Raw genomic sequence first — 15,563 nt, forward strand, 5'->3', positions numbered from 1 at the left:
CGTCGTGGCTGCCGTCGTGGCCGCGGCGGCGGCCGGGCTGCGCCGAACGGGCGAATCCCGGTGCGACCGCCCCGGGGCGAGTGGCCGATGACGTTCCGTCACCGCCACACTGCCCGATGTGAAGTCGCTGCTGAGGTCCACCGTCCTGCTCGCCGTCGCCACCGGGATCGCCGCAACCCCCGTCCAGGCCGGCGCAGCCACCGCCCAACCGTCCACCGAGGCCCCCCAGTCCGCCCGCCTCGACCACGTCCAGCCGGTGCGCGAGAACACCCGCACCGAGGCCGTCGAGTTCTTCTGGTACGACTGCGGCCACTCCCAGCAGCTGGAGCAGCCGCTCCAGGCCTGGGCCGAGAAGCACCGCGCCGACGTCGAGCTGCGCCGGGTGCCCGCGATCTGGCCGGGCAGCCGCGAGGAGGTCGTGCAGCGCGGCCACGCCCGCCTCTACTACACGCTGGAGCGCCTCGGCCTGGTCGAGCGCCTGCAGACCAGCGCCTTCCGCGCGATCCACTCCAACAACCAGGACCTCACCACCGAGGACACCGCCGCCGACTGGGCGCTGCTCCAGGGCGTCGACCCGGCCTCGTTCCGGGACGCCTACCGCTCCGACGAGGTGCGCCGGGCCGTCGACGACGCCGCCGCGCAGTTCATCCGCTACCAGATCAACGAGCTGCCCACCGTGGTCGTCCAGGGTGACGCCCGCACCTCGCCGACCAAGGCCGGCGGCGTCGAGGCGATGCCCGCGGCCATGGACCAGCTGGTGGCGCAGGACCAGCAGCGCCGCCCCCGCCAGGGCCGGTAGCGACCAAGTCCACCCGCTGACCCGATCACCTTCACCGAACCGCCCCCCCGGCGTCCACACCGAGTGCCGGAGTGGACGCCGGGCCGGACCGCCGCGACGCACAACCACCGTGGTGGCGGGCCCACTTCTCGACACCGGCGGTACCGGAGAGAGCAGGGGTCCGTGGGGGGACGGCGCGCGCAGCTCGTCGCCGAGCGCGACAGCCGCAACCACAATCGGACGACCGCCACTCCGGGGCGGCCCGCGGCCGCCGACGGGCCGCCACCGGAGCTCGTCCTCAAACGCCGGCCGAGTCCCGCGCAGGCGGCCCGGGAGCACTGGGGCGCGCGTGAACTCGTCCGCGCGCTCGCCGAGCGCGACCTGCGCGCCCGCTCCAAGCAGGCGGTGCTCGGCTTTTCACCACCGTCACGGACACGCCCGGCCAGGTGGACGGTGCCGCGTTCCGGCGCGAACACGGCGTCCACGACGACGAGTTGCTGCTCGCCATCGTGACCAGGCTGGTGCCCGCGGAAGAAGGACGCTGATGCCGAGCTGACCGTCGACGCCGTCCGGCGGCTGGACGATCCGAGGGCGCGGCTCGTCGTCGGCGTCGGCCCGAGCCTGGAGCGGCCGCGCGCCCGCGCGGGCCGAGGCCAGCCCCGCGCTCGGCCGCGAAATCGTGCTGTTCCCGCGCCAGTTGGCGGACCGCGGCCCGCGTACCAGGCCGCCGACATCGTCCGCGGGACGGGCGGCTCGGCGCTGCGCGGGCTGGCCTTCGGCAAGCCGGTGGTGGTGCGCGGTGCGGCCGGCTACACCACCGGGCACGAGCCCGGCCCGCTCGTCGAGCCGCACGCCTCGCGCTGCATGGACGGCTCCGGGACGGGCTCGCGGGACCCGGAGGCGCTGGCCGGTAGATCCGCGGCCTGCTGGACGACCCGGATCGCCGGGCGCGGCTGGGCTCCCGGGACCGCGAGCACAGCCAGTCCGCCGCCCGGGCCGGGCTGGCGGCCAGCACCCGGGCGTACAGCTCCTCGACGGCGGTGGTGACGCTCTCCAGCGAGAACCGGTCGACCACCCAGGAGCTGCCGGAGATCGCCCCGCTGATCGACGACTCCTCGCCCGCGCCCGCCGCCGGGCGGTGGCCGTCGCGCACCCGCGGCCTGCGGACACCCGCGGCCGGCTGCTGCGTGCGTTACCGGCTACCAGCGGTTACCGGCGTGCGCCGGTTACCGGCTCCGACGCAGCAGGTAGGTGACGAAGCCGAACGTGCCCCGGTAGCCGTGCAGCCACTCGGCGCGGTGCCGGTCCGCGGCCTCGCGGGCCGCCGCGGCGTCGGGGTGGTCCGGGTGGTCCAGCGCCCAGGCCGCCAGCGAGCCCGTCCAACAGAACTCGTAGTCGTCCCACTCCTGCGGGCTGCTGACATACCCGTACACCGGCGTCCAGCCGTCCGCGATCACCCGGTCGGTGGTGGTCGCCAGGTCGGCGTACTCGTCCCGGGCGACGCCCAGGCCCTCCAGCGCCGCCCGGTCGGGCTCGCGCTCCCAGAAGCCCTCGCCCACCAGCACCGCACCACCGGGCGCCAGGTGCTCACGGGCGGCCGCCAGAGCCGGCAGCAGGCCGCCGAAGGCGTGCGTCGCGCCGACGTTCAGCACCAGGTCGAACGGCTCGACGGCCTTGAACTCCCGGGCGTCCAGGTGGTGCAGGCCGAGCCGCCGCTCCAGGCCGAGGGCCGTGGCCGTCTCCCGGGCCCGGGTCAGCGCCGCCGCGTCGAGGTCCACCCCGACCGCCCGCCAGCTCGGCCGCGCCGCCAGCGCCCGGACCAGCCAGCCGCCCTCGCCGCAGCCGAGGTCCAGGGCCCGACCGGCCTCGGTGTGCGCGGTCGCCCGGGACAACAACCGGGCCACCGACTCGTCGGCGATCGGCGCCGCGATCGGGTGATGGGCATGGGCGAGGCGGGAGATCGTCTGACGGTCCATCCGAACAGTGTGGACCAGCCGGGCTCAGTACGTCCGGCCTTTCCACGCGGCCCCGCGCCCGCGCCAGTGCTGCACCGCCGAGTCCACCGTCATCAGCAGGTACAGCGCCGCCGTGAACGGCAGCAGCAGCGCGGCCGCCGCCGGCTGCCGGTAGTAGCGCAGCATCGGCACGAACGTCCCGGCCATCAGCGCCCAGGCCGCCCCGCCCGCCGCGGCCACCGGCCACCGCGCGGTGGCCAGCCCGGCCGCCGTGGCCACCGGCGGCACCAGGTACACCAGTGCCAGCCCGGCCACCGTCCCGGCCAGCAACAGCACCGAGTGCCGCAGCTGGGCGTACGCGCTGCGCGAGACCATCCGCCAGAGCTGCGCCAGCCGCGGGTACGGGCGGACGCTGTCCACCTGCTCGGCCAGGCCCAGCCAGGTCCGGCCGCCGGCCGCCTTCACCGCCCGGGCCAGCGACACGTCGTCGATCACCGCGCCCCGGATCGCCGCCACCCCGCCGACCCGCTCCAGCGCCTCCCGCCGCACCAGCGAGCAGCCGCCCGCCGCCGCGGCAGTCCGGGCACCGGGCCGGTTGCTGCGGCGGAACGGGTACAGCTGGGCGAAGAAGTAGACGAAGGCCGGGACGATCAGCCGCTCCCAGCCGGTCTCCACCCGGAGCCGGGCCATCTGCGAGACCAGGTCCAGCCGGTTGCTCTCGGCGGCGGCCACCAGCTCGGCCAGCGAATCCGGACCGTGCGCGATGTCCGCGTCGGTGAGCAGCAGGTACTCGGCGTCCGGACCGGCCAGCTCCACGCCGTGCCGCAGTGCCCACAGCTTGCCCGTCCAGCCCGGCGGCAACGGGGGAGGGGTGGTGACGGTCAGCTCCAGGCCGTCGGGCGTGGCGAGGGCGGCCGCGAGCTCGCCGGTGCCGTCCGAACTGTGGTCGTCCACCAGCACCACCCGGGCCCGCCCCGGGTACTTCTGCGCCAGCAGGCTCGGCAGGCTCACCGGCAGCACCCCGGCCTCGTCCCGGGCCGGCACCACGACCACGACCTGCGGCCAGCGGGCCGGCGGCCGGCGAGCGGGGAGCCGTACGTCGGTGCGCCAGAACAGCCCGTGGCAGCACGCCAGCCAGAGCCAGACCAGCAGGGAGAGCACGGCGATCCACAGCAGGACGGTCACCCGGGCAGTCTGCCGCACCCCGGGCCCGGAGCGGGGCATCGACTAAAGTCTTGCCCTGTGAAGATCGCACTGATGGACTCGGGAATCGGCCTGCTGGCCGCCGCTGCCGCCCTGCGGAGTCTCCGCCCGGACGTCGACCTGGTGCTCTCCTCCAACCCCGCCTCGATGCCCTGGGGCCCGCGCACGCCCGAGGAGGTCACCGAACTCGCGCTCGGCTGCGCGCGGGCGGCGGCCGCGCTCGAACCGGACGCCCTGGTGGTCGCCTGCAACACCGCCTCGGTCCACGCGCTCGCCACCCTGCGCGCCGAGCTCGAACCCGCGCTGCCGGTCATCGGCACCGTCCCGGCGATCAAGCCGGCCGCCGCGCTCGGCGGACCGGTCGCCATCTGGGCCACCCCCGCCACCACGGGCAGCGCCTACCAGCGCGGGCTGATCCGCGACTTCGCCGGCCCGGCCGCGGTCACCGAGGTCGCCTGCCCCGGCCTGGCGGACGCCGTCGAGCACGGCGACGACGCCGCCATCGACGCGGCCATCGCCGACGCGGCCGCCCGCACACCGGCCGGTACGGCGGCCATCGTCCTCGGCTGCACCCACTACGAGCTGGTCGCCGACCGCATCCGCGAGGCCGTCGCCCCCGTCGCGGCCCCGCACCTCACCCTGCACGGCTCGGCCGACGCGGTCGCCGCCCAGGCCCTGCGGCGCGTCGCCGACCCCACCCGCACCGGCGACAGCACCCTCACCGTCCTCCACGCCGGCACCCCCGCCGCCCTCCCGCCTGCCGCCCTCCTCTACCCCCAGGGCCGCACCCTCCCCACCCCCACCCCCGCCGCCTGATCCCCACCACGAGGCGTCGGCCCAGCCCGCGCGAGAAGTCGGCCCGGCCGACTTTTGCCGCGCGGGCGATCAGCCGCGTGGCCTCTTGCTTGTGCGGGGCCCGCACAGGAGTCCGGCTCGGTCCCTGCTGAGTGGTGCGGTGCGGCACCCGTTCGCGCGGGAAGTCGGCCTGGCCGACTTTTGGTGCGGGGGCGATGGGCCGCGTGCCCGTGGTCGTGAGCACCACGCGAGCGTGCTACGTGTTCGGAGCCTGCAGAGGCGACCTGGCCCGGCGGCACTCCCATGCTGAGCCGTCCAGAAGGTCGGGCCGGCCGACTTTTCGCGCGCGGGTGATGGGTCGTGCGCCCGGGGGTCGTGAGCGCCGCGTGGGCCTGGGGGGTGTTGGGAGCCCCGTAGAGGTGTCGTGGCCCGGCGGGCCTTCCCATGCTGAGCGGTGCAGGAAGTTGGCCCGGCCGACTTTTGGTGGGCGATGGGCCGAGTGCCCCGGGGTTGTGAGCGCCGCGTGGGCGTGGTGGGTATGGGGAGCCCGTAGAGGCGTCGTGGCCCCGGCGGGCCTTCCCATGCTGAGCGGTGCAGGAAGTCGGCCCGGCCGACTTTTGGTGCGCGGGCGATGGGGCCGCGTGCCCGGGGTCGTGAGTGCTGCGTGGGTCTGGTGGGTGTTGGGGGCCGGTAGAGGCGTTGTGGGCCGGCGGCACTCCCATGTTGAGAGGTCCAGGAGGTCGGCCTGGCCGACTTTTGGTGGGTGGGCGATGGGCCGCTGACGTGGGTCAAGGGCACCGCGTGGGGTTTCCTGTGCGTTTGGGCCCTGCAGAGGAGTCTGGGCCGGCGGGTCTTCTTGGGCGAGCGGTGCGAGAAGTCGGCCTGGCCGACTTTTGGTGCGCGAGGTGGTTGTGCAGCCTCCAGCTACCTGCACGAAAAGTCGAACCCGTCGACTTCCTGGGGGGCGGTCGGGCCCGGGGACAGGAAGTCGGTGGGGTCGACTTTTCGGGTGCTCCGTGCGTGAGGCGGGCGTTGTCAGGCGACGGCTTGGCCGCGCCAGCGGCGGTAGGCGGGTTCGAGGCCGGACAGGATGGTGTCGAAGCGGCGGGTGCTGGTGGTGGAGTCGACCTGGAGGCGGCTGATCTGGAGGGGGTGGTCGGGGAGGCGGGGGCCGAGTCGGTGGTCGGAGAGGAAGCCGAGGCGGTAGCCGAGCTCCTGCAGGACGGCCTCCGCCCGTGGGTCGTGGCCGCCGTCGGGGTACGCGAACGCGACCGGCGGTTCCCCGAGCCAGCGGGTGAGGGCGTCGTGGGCGCCGGTGATCTCGGCGCGGACGGTGGCGTCGTCGCAGCGGCCGAGGCAGGGGTGCCCCTGGGTGTGGTTGCCGATGGCGACGCCGCCCTCGCGCAGGGCGATCAGATCGGCCGGGGTGAGCTGCTCCTGCCGGGGCGGCCGGCGGTCGGCGCTGACCCGGAGCTCCTGCAGGCTGCGCCGGCGGTCGGGGTCGGGCATCGCCTTCAGCCGCCGCAGCAGCTGTGAGGGGTGTCCGCAGTCGAGCGACCGGGCGCGCCCGCCGTGCCGGGCGAGGAAGTCGGCCTCGTGCCACCAGAACGGCCTCTCGGTGCCGATCAGCTCGGAGATCACGAACGCGGCCGCCGGGATGCCCCGGTCGTTGAGGGCGGGCAGGGCGTGGGTGAGGACGCTGCGGTCGGCGTCGTCGAAGGTGACGAGCACGCTGCGGGCGGGCAGCGGGCGCCGGTCGGCGACGGCCTGCTGGACGGCGGCGAGCGAGATGGGAGTGGCGAGTCTTCGCAGCCGGTCGAGCTGGGCGCCGAAGGAGCGCGGGTCGGTGACGCCGTGGTACGCGAGGACGGCGAGCCGCTGCGCGGCCCGGGCCCGGAACAGCGGCTGGACGGGGGCGAAGCGCAGCCAGTCGCCCCGTGCGTCGGTCCGGCAGGGGTCGGGCGGCGTGGCGTGCCGCACGGGTGCCGCCGGGGGAGTGGGCCGCGGGGCCGCGGCCGGACGGGCGGCGGGCTGGCGAACGGTGGGTTGGCGAACGGCGGGCTGCGGGGCGGCCGGCTGCCCGACGGCCGCCTGCGACAACGGGCGCACGTTCACGCTCGGCAGGGGGCGGACCGTGGAACTGGTCCGCCGGGCCCTGCTGGTCGACGTGGTGGACTGGGACTGCGGCACGGTTCCCCCTCGGTCGCCGGTGCGGCGTGGCGGTACCGCCGGAGGACGGAGCCCGGCCTCCGACTCCAGGGCACGGCGGCTCCGCCCCCTGGTGTTATTCCGGTCCTCGGTGGGGACTCCCAACCCGCACCACGGACGGCTCCTGGATCGCTCAATGTAGTGGAGACCCATACACCCCGTAGATGGTTGTACCGGACGAGCGAGGATTTTTCGCAGGCCGGAACCTGCCAGCGCCCGGTGGGTGCCGGAGTGTTAACGGCGCCGTTCCGGTCGCGTAGGGTGGCGGGCGCATCACTCCCCGCGGGCTGCCTCCGGGGCCGCGTCGGGGTACCTTGGGCTCATGGCAGATGCGGACCGTGATCCCTTCCACCTGCACGGCGCGAGCCGGATGGCCCGCGCGTGGAGCGGCGGCGCGCTGGTCACCCACCAGATCCCGCTCGCGGTGGTCGGCCTGGCCTGCCTGGCGCTCGGCATCGTGGTCGCGGTGGTGGTTCCGGACAGTGGCGGCCCGGCCTGGGCGATGGCGGTGGCCGGCTGTCTCGCGGCCGGGGTGCTGTTGCTGGGCCGGATCGCGTTCGCCGTGTTCCGCGCCCGACGTGGCGCGACCCTCTGAACGGGTAACCGGAACGGAAAGCCGCAAGGCCGTAAAGCCGTAAGCCGCAAAGCGGGAAAGGGCGGCCGTCCCCTGAACGGCTGATCGATTCCAATCGGTCAGATCGGCTGGTTTTCAGCTCATTCGCCGACTCCTTCTCGTTTCTTTCACAATTCCGGGGCAGCGGCCCCACACTTCCCCCTACTGTGAATTCCGTCCGGCTGCCAATTGCGCCGGACGCACGGCCACTTGGGCCGGCGCCGGGGAGGGCGCGGACGCGGGTGGCAAGCACCGAAGGGGAACGATGAGCGGCATCGCCGGGCCGTCAGAGGCCGGGGCGACGGGGGCGACCGGCGATGCCGGGGCGATGGCGACAGCGACGGCGGCGGCCGGCGTGACGGCCGGAACCGTCGGAGGCGTCCGCGCCCACGTCGAGCGCGCGCCGGCCCGCCGGGTCGGCGCCCGCCCGGGTGAGGGCGCCACCGTCCTGGTCTACCACCGGATCGGCGGCGGCAACCCGGACGAACCGGACGTCGCCACCGCCGACTTCACCGCCCAGGCCGACCTGCCCGCCGAGCTGCCGCCCGGCCGGGTGGTCCCGCTGGACGAGGCCCTGGACCGGATCGAGGCCAGCCGCTGTACCCCCGGTACCGTGCTCACCTTCGACAACGGCTTCGCCGACGTCTACGACAACGCTTGGACGCTGCCGCGCGAGCGCGGCCTCCCCTTCACCGTCTACCTCGTCAGCGGCCACGTCGGCGGCGAGATGCGCTGGGAGGGCTCGATCGCGAAGACCTCCGGCGCCCCGGGGCCCAGCCGCGGCCACGCCCGCCCCGAACCGCTCGGCACCGCCGAGCCGGACGCCTGCAACGACGACGTCGAGCAGCACCTCGGCGTCCGTTCCCGGCACTACGCGTACACCTGGGGTGTCCCGGTCCCGCCCATGGAGCCGGCCCTGCGGGCCCGGTGCCGGACCGCCGCGACGGGCGAGGTCGGCCGCAACACGCCCGGCGCCGACCCGGTCCGGCTGTGCCGGATGCCGGTCCGCCCGGTCCGCCGCACCGACCCGATCGACTTCCTCCGGGCGAAGCTGTACGGCCGGCTGATACCGGAGCGCGCGTACGCCCGGATCGTGGCGACCGCCAAGGCGGTGGGCGCCCGTGCCTGAGAGCCCGCCCCCCGAGCACCGGCCGTCCGAGCGCCGGACAACCGAGCGCCGGAATCCCGGGCGCCGGCCGTCCGAGGACCGGCCGTCCGAGGACCGGAACGGCGAGGACCGGACGCCTCCGGCCGCGCTGCCGCTCCGCCTGCGCGGCCCCGGCGGCCGCCGGCTGCGGGTCGCCCACCTGACCACCGTCGACATGAGCCTGCACCTCCTCCTCGCCACCGAGCTCAAGGTGGACCTGGAGGCGGGCTTCGAGACCTACGGCATCAGCGCACCCGGCCCGTACGTCCCCGACCTGGAGGCGATCGGCGTCCGCCACGAGCCGTTGCACGCGCTCACCCGGTCCTGGCAGCCGCGCGCCGACGCCGCGGCCGCCCGCGAACTGCTCGCCGTGCTGAACCGGATCCGCCCCGACGTGCTGCACACCCACGACCCCAAGACCGGTGTGCTCGGCCGGGTGCTGGGCCGCCTCGCCCGCGTCCCCGTGGTCGTCAACACCTGCCACGGCCTCCAGGCGCAGGCCCACGACCCGTTCGCCAAGCGGGCGTTGTTGCTCGGTGCCGAGGCCCTAGCGGCCCGCTTCTCGCACGCCGAGCTGTACCAGAACGGCGAGGACCGCCGCACGCTGTCCCGCGCCGTCCCGGCCCACCGGTCCCGCGTGGTCGGCAACGGCGTGGACCTCACCCGGTTCGCCACCGACCCCGGGGACCGGGCCCGCAACCGAGCCCGGCTGCGCGCCGAACTCGGGGTCGGGCCGGACGAGTTGCTGGTCGGCGGGGTCGGCCGCCGGGTCGCCGGGAAGGGCATCGCCGAGTACGCCGAGGCGGCCCGGGCGCTGGCCGGCAAGGCCCGGTTCGTCTGGATCGGCCCGGATGACCCGGACAAGCCGGACGCCCACGGTGCCGAGTCCGGCGTCGAGTTCCTCGGCCCGCGCGGCGACATGCCGGCCGTCTACGCGGCGCTCGACGTCTTCGTACTCCCCTACCGGGAGGGGTTCTCCCGTTCGGCCATGGAGGCCGCCGCCGGAGGGCTCCCGATGGTGCTCAGCGACATCCGCGGCTGCCGCGAGATCGGCCGCCACGACGAGCACCTGCTCCTCGCCCCGCCCGGGGACGCCCGGGCCCTCAGCACCGCGCTGGACCGGCTCCTCACCGAGCCCGGCCTGCGCGACCGGCTCGGCGCCGCAGCCCGTCGCCGTGCCACGGCGCACTTCGACCAGCGCGCCGTCGCCGGGGTCTCGCTGGAGACCTACGCGGCCGTCGCCCGCGCCAAGGCCCTGCCCTGGACGGCCGACTGAGCCCCCTCGCACGCCACACCGCATCAGGGGGAAGGAATCTCAACGACTGTGTCAAGCCGCCTGGGTGGCCGGCGGGACGGAGGTGAACAGCCTCTTGTCACGCAGCATGGCCCCCAGCACGTCGACTCGGCGGCGTGCGAGCGAGAGCAGGGCCTGAGTGTGCAGCAGTCCCTCGGCGCGCTTCTTGAGGTAGTAGTCCCGGGACGGGCCGGGCCGCATCATGGCGGTCTGCGGGGCCAGGTAGAAGATGTGCCGCAGGCGCCGGTTGTAGCGCTTGGGCCGGTGGTGGTTGCCGGTGCGGCGGCCGGAGTCCCGGGCGACCGGGGCCAGGCCGGCGTGCGAGGCAAGGCGGCCGGCGTCGCCGTAGGTGGACAGGCCACCGACGATGGCGACGAACTCCGCACCCAGGAGGGGGCCCATGCCGGGCATCGATTCGATGATCTCGGCGCGTTCATCGGTGCGGAAGTTCTCGCGGATCTCCCGGTCGCTGTCCTTGATCCGCTCGTCCAGGGCCAGGAGTTGGTGGGCGAGGTCGCAGACCGGCTTGGCGACCCGCTTCTCGCCGGGAAGCTCCACCATTGGGGACTGAGCGGCCTCCACGGCCCTGGCGGCCACGTCGCCGGCATTGCGGACCTTGCGGCGTACCAGCCAGGTCGTCAGCCGCTTGACGCCGATCCGACGCAGGGCCGCCGGGGTCTGGTACCCGGTCAGCATCAGGACCGGACCCTTGGCTGCGGAGTAGTCGAAGGCCCGCTCCAGGGCGGGGCAGATGCCAACCAGCAGGTCTCGGAGCCGGTTGATCAGCCGGACCCGGTCGGCGATCAGGTCGGCCCGGTAGTTGGTCAGCACGTGGAGCCTGGTGACCAGCTCCGGAGACGTCCTCAGCCGAGTGTGCCCTTCGGGCGCACGCGGGCCTGGTCAGCGATGGCGCGCGCGTCCTTAGCGTCGGTCTTGCCCTCGCCACGGTAAGCGCCGGACATGCGGTTGACCGTGCGGCCGGGCACGTAGACCACGTGCTGCCCGTGCGCGATCAGCAGGGCCAGCAGCAGCGTGGAGGCCCGGCCGGAGATGTCCACCGCCCACCGCACCTCGCCCGCCTTCGCGCGAGCGGTCTCGATGAGTTGGAGGATCTGGCCCTCGTCGAGAACAGAGTCTCGCCGTCGGTGTCGATCGCCACCGCCCAGTGATGCCCCTTGCCGGCATCGATGCCGACCCATATCCGCGCGTGAGCCGTGCTCAACCCCGTCGCTCCGTTCCACCGTGACCAGCACTTCCGTGGCCCGAAGAACACTCCGCCGACAGGTCCCTAACCAGCGATGACCGCAGTTCTCCATCAGAGGTCGGAGCGTCCCGGAGGACCGGGCGGCCAGTCCTTCGGAGTCATCAACAACAGACCGTCATCAGCCACACCCGGTCCTCCCGGACCGCCTCACATGCTTAGGGACCGTCATGAAGCGAGGGGGGGACCTCGCGGTCACCGTCGGCCTGGTGATCGCCCTGCTGATCCGCCGCACGACGGGCGGACCGGTGCTCTTCCGTCAGACCAGAACCGGGCGGCACGCCGAGGAGTTCGAGATCCTCGACTACCGCACCGTGCGGGACAGACGGTTCCCGGACGAGCCGGACGAGCCACGCACCACCCGGCTCGGCGAGCTGCTCCCTAGGACCAGCCTGGACGAGCTGCCGCAGCTGTGGAACGTCGCCGGCCGGCGAGATGGGCGTGATCGGGCCCGGCCCCCGCTACCCGAGCGGGTCGTCCCCTACTCCCAGCGACTCCCAGCGCCAGCGCGGTCGGCTCGACGTCCGGCCCGGGCTCCCGTTGGCCCAGGTCCAGGGCCGCCACTCGATCGGTTGGGCCGAGCGGATCGAGCTCGACCTCTGGTCCGTCCAGCACCGCTCGCTGCTGCTGGACGCGCGCATCCTCGTCGGCACCGACGGGGTGCTGCTGAACTTGAGCGGCATCACCACCGCCGGCGGGGTCAACCCCGGCTTCCCGGTGCCGACCGAGCCCGCCGACACGCCGTCCCACCAGGGCGCGGAGCAGCCGGTCCGGCCGCTCAGCCGGTCATCCCGATCACGCTGCCCCGGCAGGCCACCGGACCGCGGCTCGCCGTGCGCGCCGCCGTCGTTGAGGTGTCCTGAGCGGGGCCCCGGAACCGGAACCGGGCCCCGGGAGCGGCCCCGAGCCGGGCAGGATGACCGCCATGACGGCCCCGACCGCGACGACCACCACGACCGCCACCACCACTAACGATCACCGGGACCTCCGGATCGCCGGCGCCGGCGGCGTCGGCCGCGAGGCGCTGGACCCCGCACTCGCGGCCGGCGTCCCGGTCGCGGCCGGCGAGCCGACCACCACCGCGGCCGCGCCCACGAAGGCGCCCGCGCCGATCTTGCGGCCCGGCGGGACGACCGCATGCTGCCGACGGTCGCGCCGTCGGCGAGCAGCCCCGCGCCCGATACGTTCCCGCTCGGGTGTGGACCGTCACCCGCTCGCCGAACAAGGTGTCGTGGCCGACGGTGGAGTTGCAGTGGACCTGGCTGCGCGCCCCGCCGAGGCGCACGCTGCTGGACACGTACGCGCCGCCCTTCACCAGACAGCCTGGGCCGAGCACGGTGTCGGGGGCGATCAGCGCCGGGGTGGACCAGGGCGGTGGGCACCGCAGCTGGGCCGTCCAGCAGGGCGGCGAGCCGCAGCCGGGCAGGCGGGTCGGCGATGCCCCATCAGGTAGCGCGCTGGCCCGGAGGTCGGCGGGCCTGCGGACGGGCAGGCCGCGGACGGTGGCGCCGTGCTGCCGGTGGTCCAGGAAGCCCGCCCCCTCCGGAAGGCGTGACGGCCGCGCCGACAGTGTGGGCCCGGCCCCGATGGCGTGACGGCCGCGCCGAGGACGTGCCCCCGGCCCGGAGCCGTGAGCGACGGCCCGGCCCGAACCGGCCGGATAGGGTGCGGAGTATGGCCATTCCCACCTTCCTCGCCGATCTCCGCGCCCTCGTCGGCACCCGCAAGCTCTGGCTGAGCGCCGCCGCCGCCGTCGTCCTGGACGACCAGGACCGGGTGCTGCTCGCCCAACGGGCCGACGACGGCCGCTGGGCCCTGCCCGGGGGGATCCTGGAACCGGGCGAGGAGCCCGCCGACGGCGTGGTGCGCGAGTGCTTCGAGGAGACCGGCGTCGAAGTCGTCCCCGAGGTGCTCGCCTCGGTGAGCGTCACGCCGGATGTCACCTACCCGAACGGCGACGTGACGCAGTACCTGGTGCTGGTCTTCCGCTGCCGCGCGGTCGGCGGCGAGGCCCGGATCAACGACGACGAGTCGCTCGCCGTCGGCTGGTTCGGCATGGACGAGCTGCCGCCGATGATCGAGCAGGAGCACCAGCGGCTGCGCGAGGGCCGCGAGGCCAAGGGCGGCACCTTCTTCACGTGGGACGGCAAGGAGCGGTCGTGACCGGCCGTCCGTTGGTCGAAGTCCCGCTGGCGGACGGGCCGGTGGAGTTCCGCGGCGCGTTGCACCTGGAGCGCACCGCGGCCGGTCTGCGGCCCTGGCGGCTGCCCGCCTGGACGGCCGCCCAGTTCCCGGAGGAGGCGCTGCGCCGGGTGGTCACGATGCCCTCCGGCGTGCGGTTGGCGTTCCGGACGGCGGCCACGGTGCTCGAACTCGCGCTGCACGCCGAGCCGGGTTCGCCCTTCCCGGGCGCGGTCGAGTTCTGGCTGGACGGCGTCCGTTCCGACCGGGCCGCGCTGCCCGCGGCCGGCGGGCCGGTCGTGCTGCGGTTCACCACACCGACGGCGGAACACGAGACGGAACACGAGGCGGAACACGGGACGGAACACGAGGTGGAGCTCTGGCTGCCGCAGTGGACCTCCGTCGAGCTGACCGCCCTGCGGGCGGACGCACCGGTCCACCCGCCGCACCCGACCGGCCGGCTCCGCTGGCTGCACCACGGCAGCTCGGTCAGCCAGGTCCCGGAGGCCGACTCGGCCGCCGACACCTGGCCGTGGATCGCCGCCCGGCGGGCCGGCGTCGACCTGCTCAACCTCTCGCTGGCGGGCAACGCCCACCTGGACCCGTTCACCGCCCGGACCATCCGCGACCAGCCGGCCGACGTGATCAGCCTCAAGCTTGGCGTCAACGTGGTCACCAAGGCCGCGTTCCGGCTGCGCGCCTTCGGCCCGGCCGTGCACGGCTTCCTGGACACCGTCCGGGACGGCCACCCGGACACCCCGCTGCTGGTGGTCTCCCCGATCCTCAGCCCGCCGTTCGAGCGGACCCCGGGTCCGGCCGGGTTCGAGCAGGCCGGGGCCGGACGCCGGTTCGCGGCGGCGGGGGATCCGGCGGACGTCGCGGACGGGGCGCTCACCCTGGAGGTGGTCCGGACCGAGCTGGCCCGGATCGTCACGGCCCGGGCCGCCGCCGACCCGCACCTGCACTACCTGGACGGTCTCGCGCTGCTCGGCCCGGCCGACGCCGGCCTGCTGCCCGACCTGCTGCACCCGGACCCGGCCGGGCACCGGCTGATCGGCGAGCGCTTCGCCGGGCTGGCCTTCGGCCCGGGCGGCCCGTTCGCGACAGCCGTGCGGCGGCAACCGTGACGAGGGCAGAGCCCTGACCGAGGTGCGGAGCCGACGCGAGGAGCGGAGCCGCGACGAGGGCTCAGAGCGCCCGGAACCACTCCGCCGTACGCTCCAGCCCCTCGCGCGGCGGCACCGGCCGGACGTCCGGGAACAGCTCGCGCAACCGGGAGTCGTCGGCCGGCGAATCCCGGACGTCGCCCCGCCGCGGCTCGGTGTGGGTGACCTCCACCGGGTGGCCGAGCACCGACGCCAGCTCGCCGATCAGCTCCAGTAGCGAGGTGCGGGAGCCGAAGGCCGGGTTCACCGGGTCGGCGTGCAACACCCGGCGGACCACCGCGTCCGTGCTCACCTGGGTGACGGTGCCGACGTACAGGTGCAGTCCCGGCTCTGCCCGCCGTCCCCGTGCACCGGTCAGCGGCCGCCCGGCCGGCGCGCGTCCAGGAAGGCCGCACCACCGCGGCGTACGCGTGCCCGGCCGGCTGCAGCGGGCCGAACGGATTGAAGGACCGCAGCGGCAGCACGCCCAGCCCGTAGCAGTGTGGTGGGCGCCCAGGTAGGACGCGGGGGCCGGCTCGGAGACCGCGTACGGGCTCATCGGCGCGGTCCGCATCTCTCGTGCTCGGGCAGCTCGTGGTTGGCGCCGTGGACCGAGGACGAGGAGGCGGCCGCCACGTGGAGCCCGCCGGCCCGGCGGGCCGCCTCCAGCACTTCCAGGGTGTCGGCGGCGTTGGCGTGGTGGCTGGTCGGCGGGTCCTCGGCCGAGCGCGGGACGGAGGGCGGCGCGGCCAGGTGCACGACCGCGTCGGCGCCTCCGAACGCCTCGTCCAGCAGGGCCGGTTCGAGGACGCTGCCCTCGTACAGCACGGCGTCGGTGCCGGCGGGACTGGCCGTGCCGCCGGTGGACGGGTCGTCGACGACCCGGACCTGGTCGACCTCGGGGCGGGTCAGCAGCGCCCGGACGAGGTCGGCTCCGATGAATCCGGCCCCACCGGTGACGACCACGCGCATGGCGGGTTCCC

General features: G+C 74.9%; 13 protein-coding genes and 2 pseudogenes. 9 read left to right on the plus strand and 6 right to left on the minus strand.

Annotation, left to right across the window (positions count from 1 at the left end):
* Nucleotides 1-118 precede the first annotated feature (118 nt).
* A complete protein-coding gene (locus ACFVHB_RS19615; RefSeq protein ID WP_380323376.1) occupies nucleotides 119-799 on the plus strand; it encodes a thiol:disulfide interchange protein DsbA/DsbL in 681 nt (226 codons plus the stop codon).
* A gap of 1,205 nt (nucleotides 800-2,004) precedes the next feature.
* Here the strand turns inward: ACFVHB_RS19615 and ACFVHB_RS19620 are convergent.
* Together ACFVHB_RS19620 and ACFVHB_RS19625 are read right to left on the minus strand one after the other, a co-directional pair.
* On the minus strand, nucleotides 2,005-2,754 hold the full coding sequence (locus ACFVHB_RS19620; protein ID WP_380323379.1) for an SAM-dependent methyltransferase: 750 nt from the start codon (nucleotides 2,752-2,754) through the stop codon (nucleotides 2,005-2,007).
* Nucleotides 2,755-2,778: 24 nt separating this feature from the next.
* Nucleotides 2,779-3,957, minus strand: a complete 1,179-nt coding sequence (locus tag ACFVHB_RS19625; RefSeq protein ID WP_380323382.1) for a glycosyltransferase — start codon at nucleotides 3,955-3,957, stop codon at nucleotides 2,779-2,781.
* Between the two features lie 18 nt (nucleotides 3,958-3,975).
* Here ACFVHB_RS19625 and ACFVHB_RS19630 point away from each other — a divergent pair, with 18 nt between their 5' ends.
* Nucleotides 3,976-4,752, plus strand: a complete 777-nt coding sequence (locus ACFVHB_RS19630) for a glutamate racemase (RefSeq protein ID WP_380323385.1) — start codon at nucleotides 3,976-3,978, stop codon at nucleotides 4,750-4,752.
* Nucleotides 4,753-5,766: 1,014 nt separating this feature from the next.
* Here ACFVHB_RS19630 and ACFVHB_RS19635 read toward each other — a convergent pair.
* Nucleotides 5,767-6,711, minus strand: coding sequence for a polysaccharide deacetylase family protein (locus ACFVHB_RS19635; protein WP_380323388.1), 945 nt, complete (start codon nucleotides 6,709-6,711; stop codon nucleotides 5,767-5,769).
* A gap of 550 nt (nucleotides 6,712-7,261) precedes the next feature.
* On the opposite strand from ACFVHB_RS19635, the gene ACFVHB_RS19640 reads away from it, so the two are divergent.
* The 3 genes from ACFVHB_RS19640 to ACFVHB_RS19650 all read left to right on the plus strand — a co-directional run bounded on the left by ACFVHB_RS19640 (nucleotide 7,262) and on the right by ACFVHB_RS19650 (nucleotide 9,975).
* Nucleotides 7,262-7,534: a hypothetical protein gene (locus ACFVHB_RS19640; protein ID WP_380323391.1), complete on the plus strand. Its 273-nt coding sequence runs from the start codon at nucleotides 7,262-7,264 to the stop codon at nucleotides 7,532-7,534.
* Between the two features lie 346 nt (nucleotides 7,535-7,880).
* Nucleotides 7,881-8,681: a polysaccharide deacetylase family protein gene (locus ACFVHB_RS19645; RefSeq protein WP_380323394.1), complete on the plus strand. Its 801-nt coding sequence runs from the start codon at nucleotides 7,881-7,883 to the stop codon at nucleotides 8,679-8,681.
* Nucleotides 8,674-9,975, plus strand: a complete 1,302-nt coding sequence (locus tag ACFVHB_RS19650; protein ID WP_380323397.1) for a glycosyltransferase — start codon at nucleotides 8,674-8,676, stop codon at nucleotides 9,973-9,975. Before ACFVHB_RS19645 ends, ACFVHB_RS19650 begins: the two co-directional genes overlap by 8 nt.
* Nucleotides 9,976-10,026: 51 nt before the next feature.
* Here the strand turns inward: ACFVHB_RS19650 and ACFVHB_RS19655 are convergent.
* Nucleotides 10,027-11,215, minus strand: a pseudogene (locus ACFVHB_RS19655) (IS110 family transposase).
* A 209-nt stretch (nucleotides 11,216-11,424) separates the two neighbouring features.
* Between ACFVHB_RS19655 and ACFVHB_RS19660 the strand changes: the two are divergent.
* The 4 genes and pseudogenes from ACFVHB_RS19660 to ACFVHB_RS19675 all read left to right on the plus strand — a co-directional run.
* Nucleotides 11,425-11,616: pseudogene (locus ACFVHB_RS19660) on the plus strand (sugar transferase); the annotation flags it as partial.
* A 73-nt stretch (nucleotides 11,617-11,689) separates the two neighbouring features.
* Complete coding sequence (locus ACFVHB_RS19665) at nucleotides 11,690-12,226, plus strand: sugar transferase (RefSeq protein WP_380323400.1); 537 nt, start codon at nucleotides 11,690-11,692, stop codon at nucleotides 12,224-12,226.
* Between the two features lie 702 nt (nucleotides 12,227-12,928).
* Complete coding sequence (locus tag ACFVHB_RS19670; protein ID WP_380323403.1) at nucleotides 12,929-13,417, plus strand: NUDIX domain-containing protein; 489 nt, start codon at nucleotides 12,929-12,931, stop codon at nucleotides 13,415-13,417.
* Nucleotides 13,414-14,562 carry a lipase gene (locus ACFVHB_RS19675; protein ID WP_380323406.1) on the plus strand — a complete coding sequence of 383 codons (1,149 nt, stop codon included), beginning with the start codon at nucleotides 13,414-13,416 and terminating at the stop codon, nucleotides 14,560-14,562. Before ACFVHB_RS19670 ends, ACFVHB_RS19675 begins: the two co-directional genes overlap by 4 nt.
* A gap of 61 nt (nucleotides 14,563-14,623) precedes the next feature.
* Here the strand turns inward: ACFVHB_RS19675 and ACFVHB_RS19680 are convergent, their stop codons facing one another.
* Both ACFVHB_RS19680 and ACFVHB_RS19685 read right to left on the minus strand, forming a co-directional pair.
* Nucleotides 14,624-14,893, minus strand: coding sequence for a hypothetical protein (locus ACFVHB_RS19680; RefSeq protein WP_380323409.1), 270 nt, complete (start codon nucleotides 14,891-14,893; stop codon nucleotides 14,624-14,626).
* A 242-nt stretch (nucleotides 14,894-15,135) separates the two neighbouring features.
* The gene (locus ACFVHB_RS19685; RefSeq protein WP_380323412.1) at nucleotides 15,136-15,552 is read right to left on the minus strand and encodes an NAD-dependent epimerase/dehydratase family protein; all 417 of its coding nucleotides are present in this window, start codon (nucleotides 15,550-15,552) and stop codon (nucleotides 15,136-15,138) included.
* Nucleotides 15,553-15,563: the final 11 nt, after the last annotated feature.

It is taken from the genome of Kitasatospora sp. NPDC127111 (genome assembly GCF_042677465.1).
In the GTDB taxonomy this organism is placed as follows: Bacteria; Actinomycetota; Actinomycetes; order Streptomycetales; family Streptomycetaceae; genus Kitasatospora.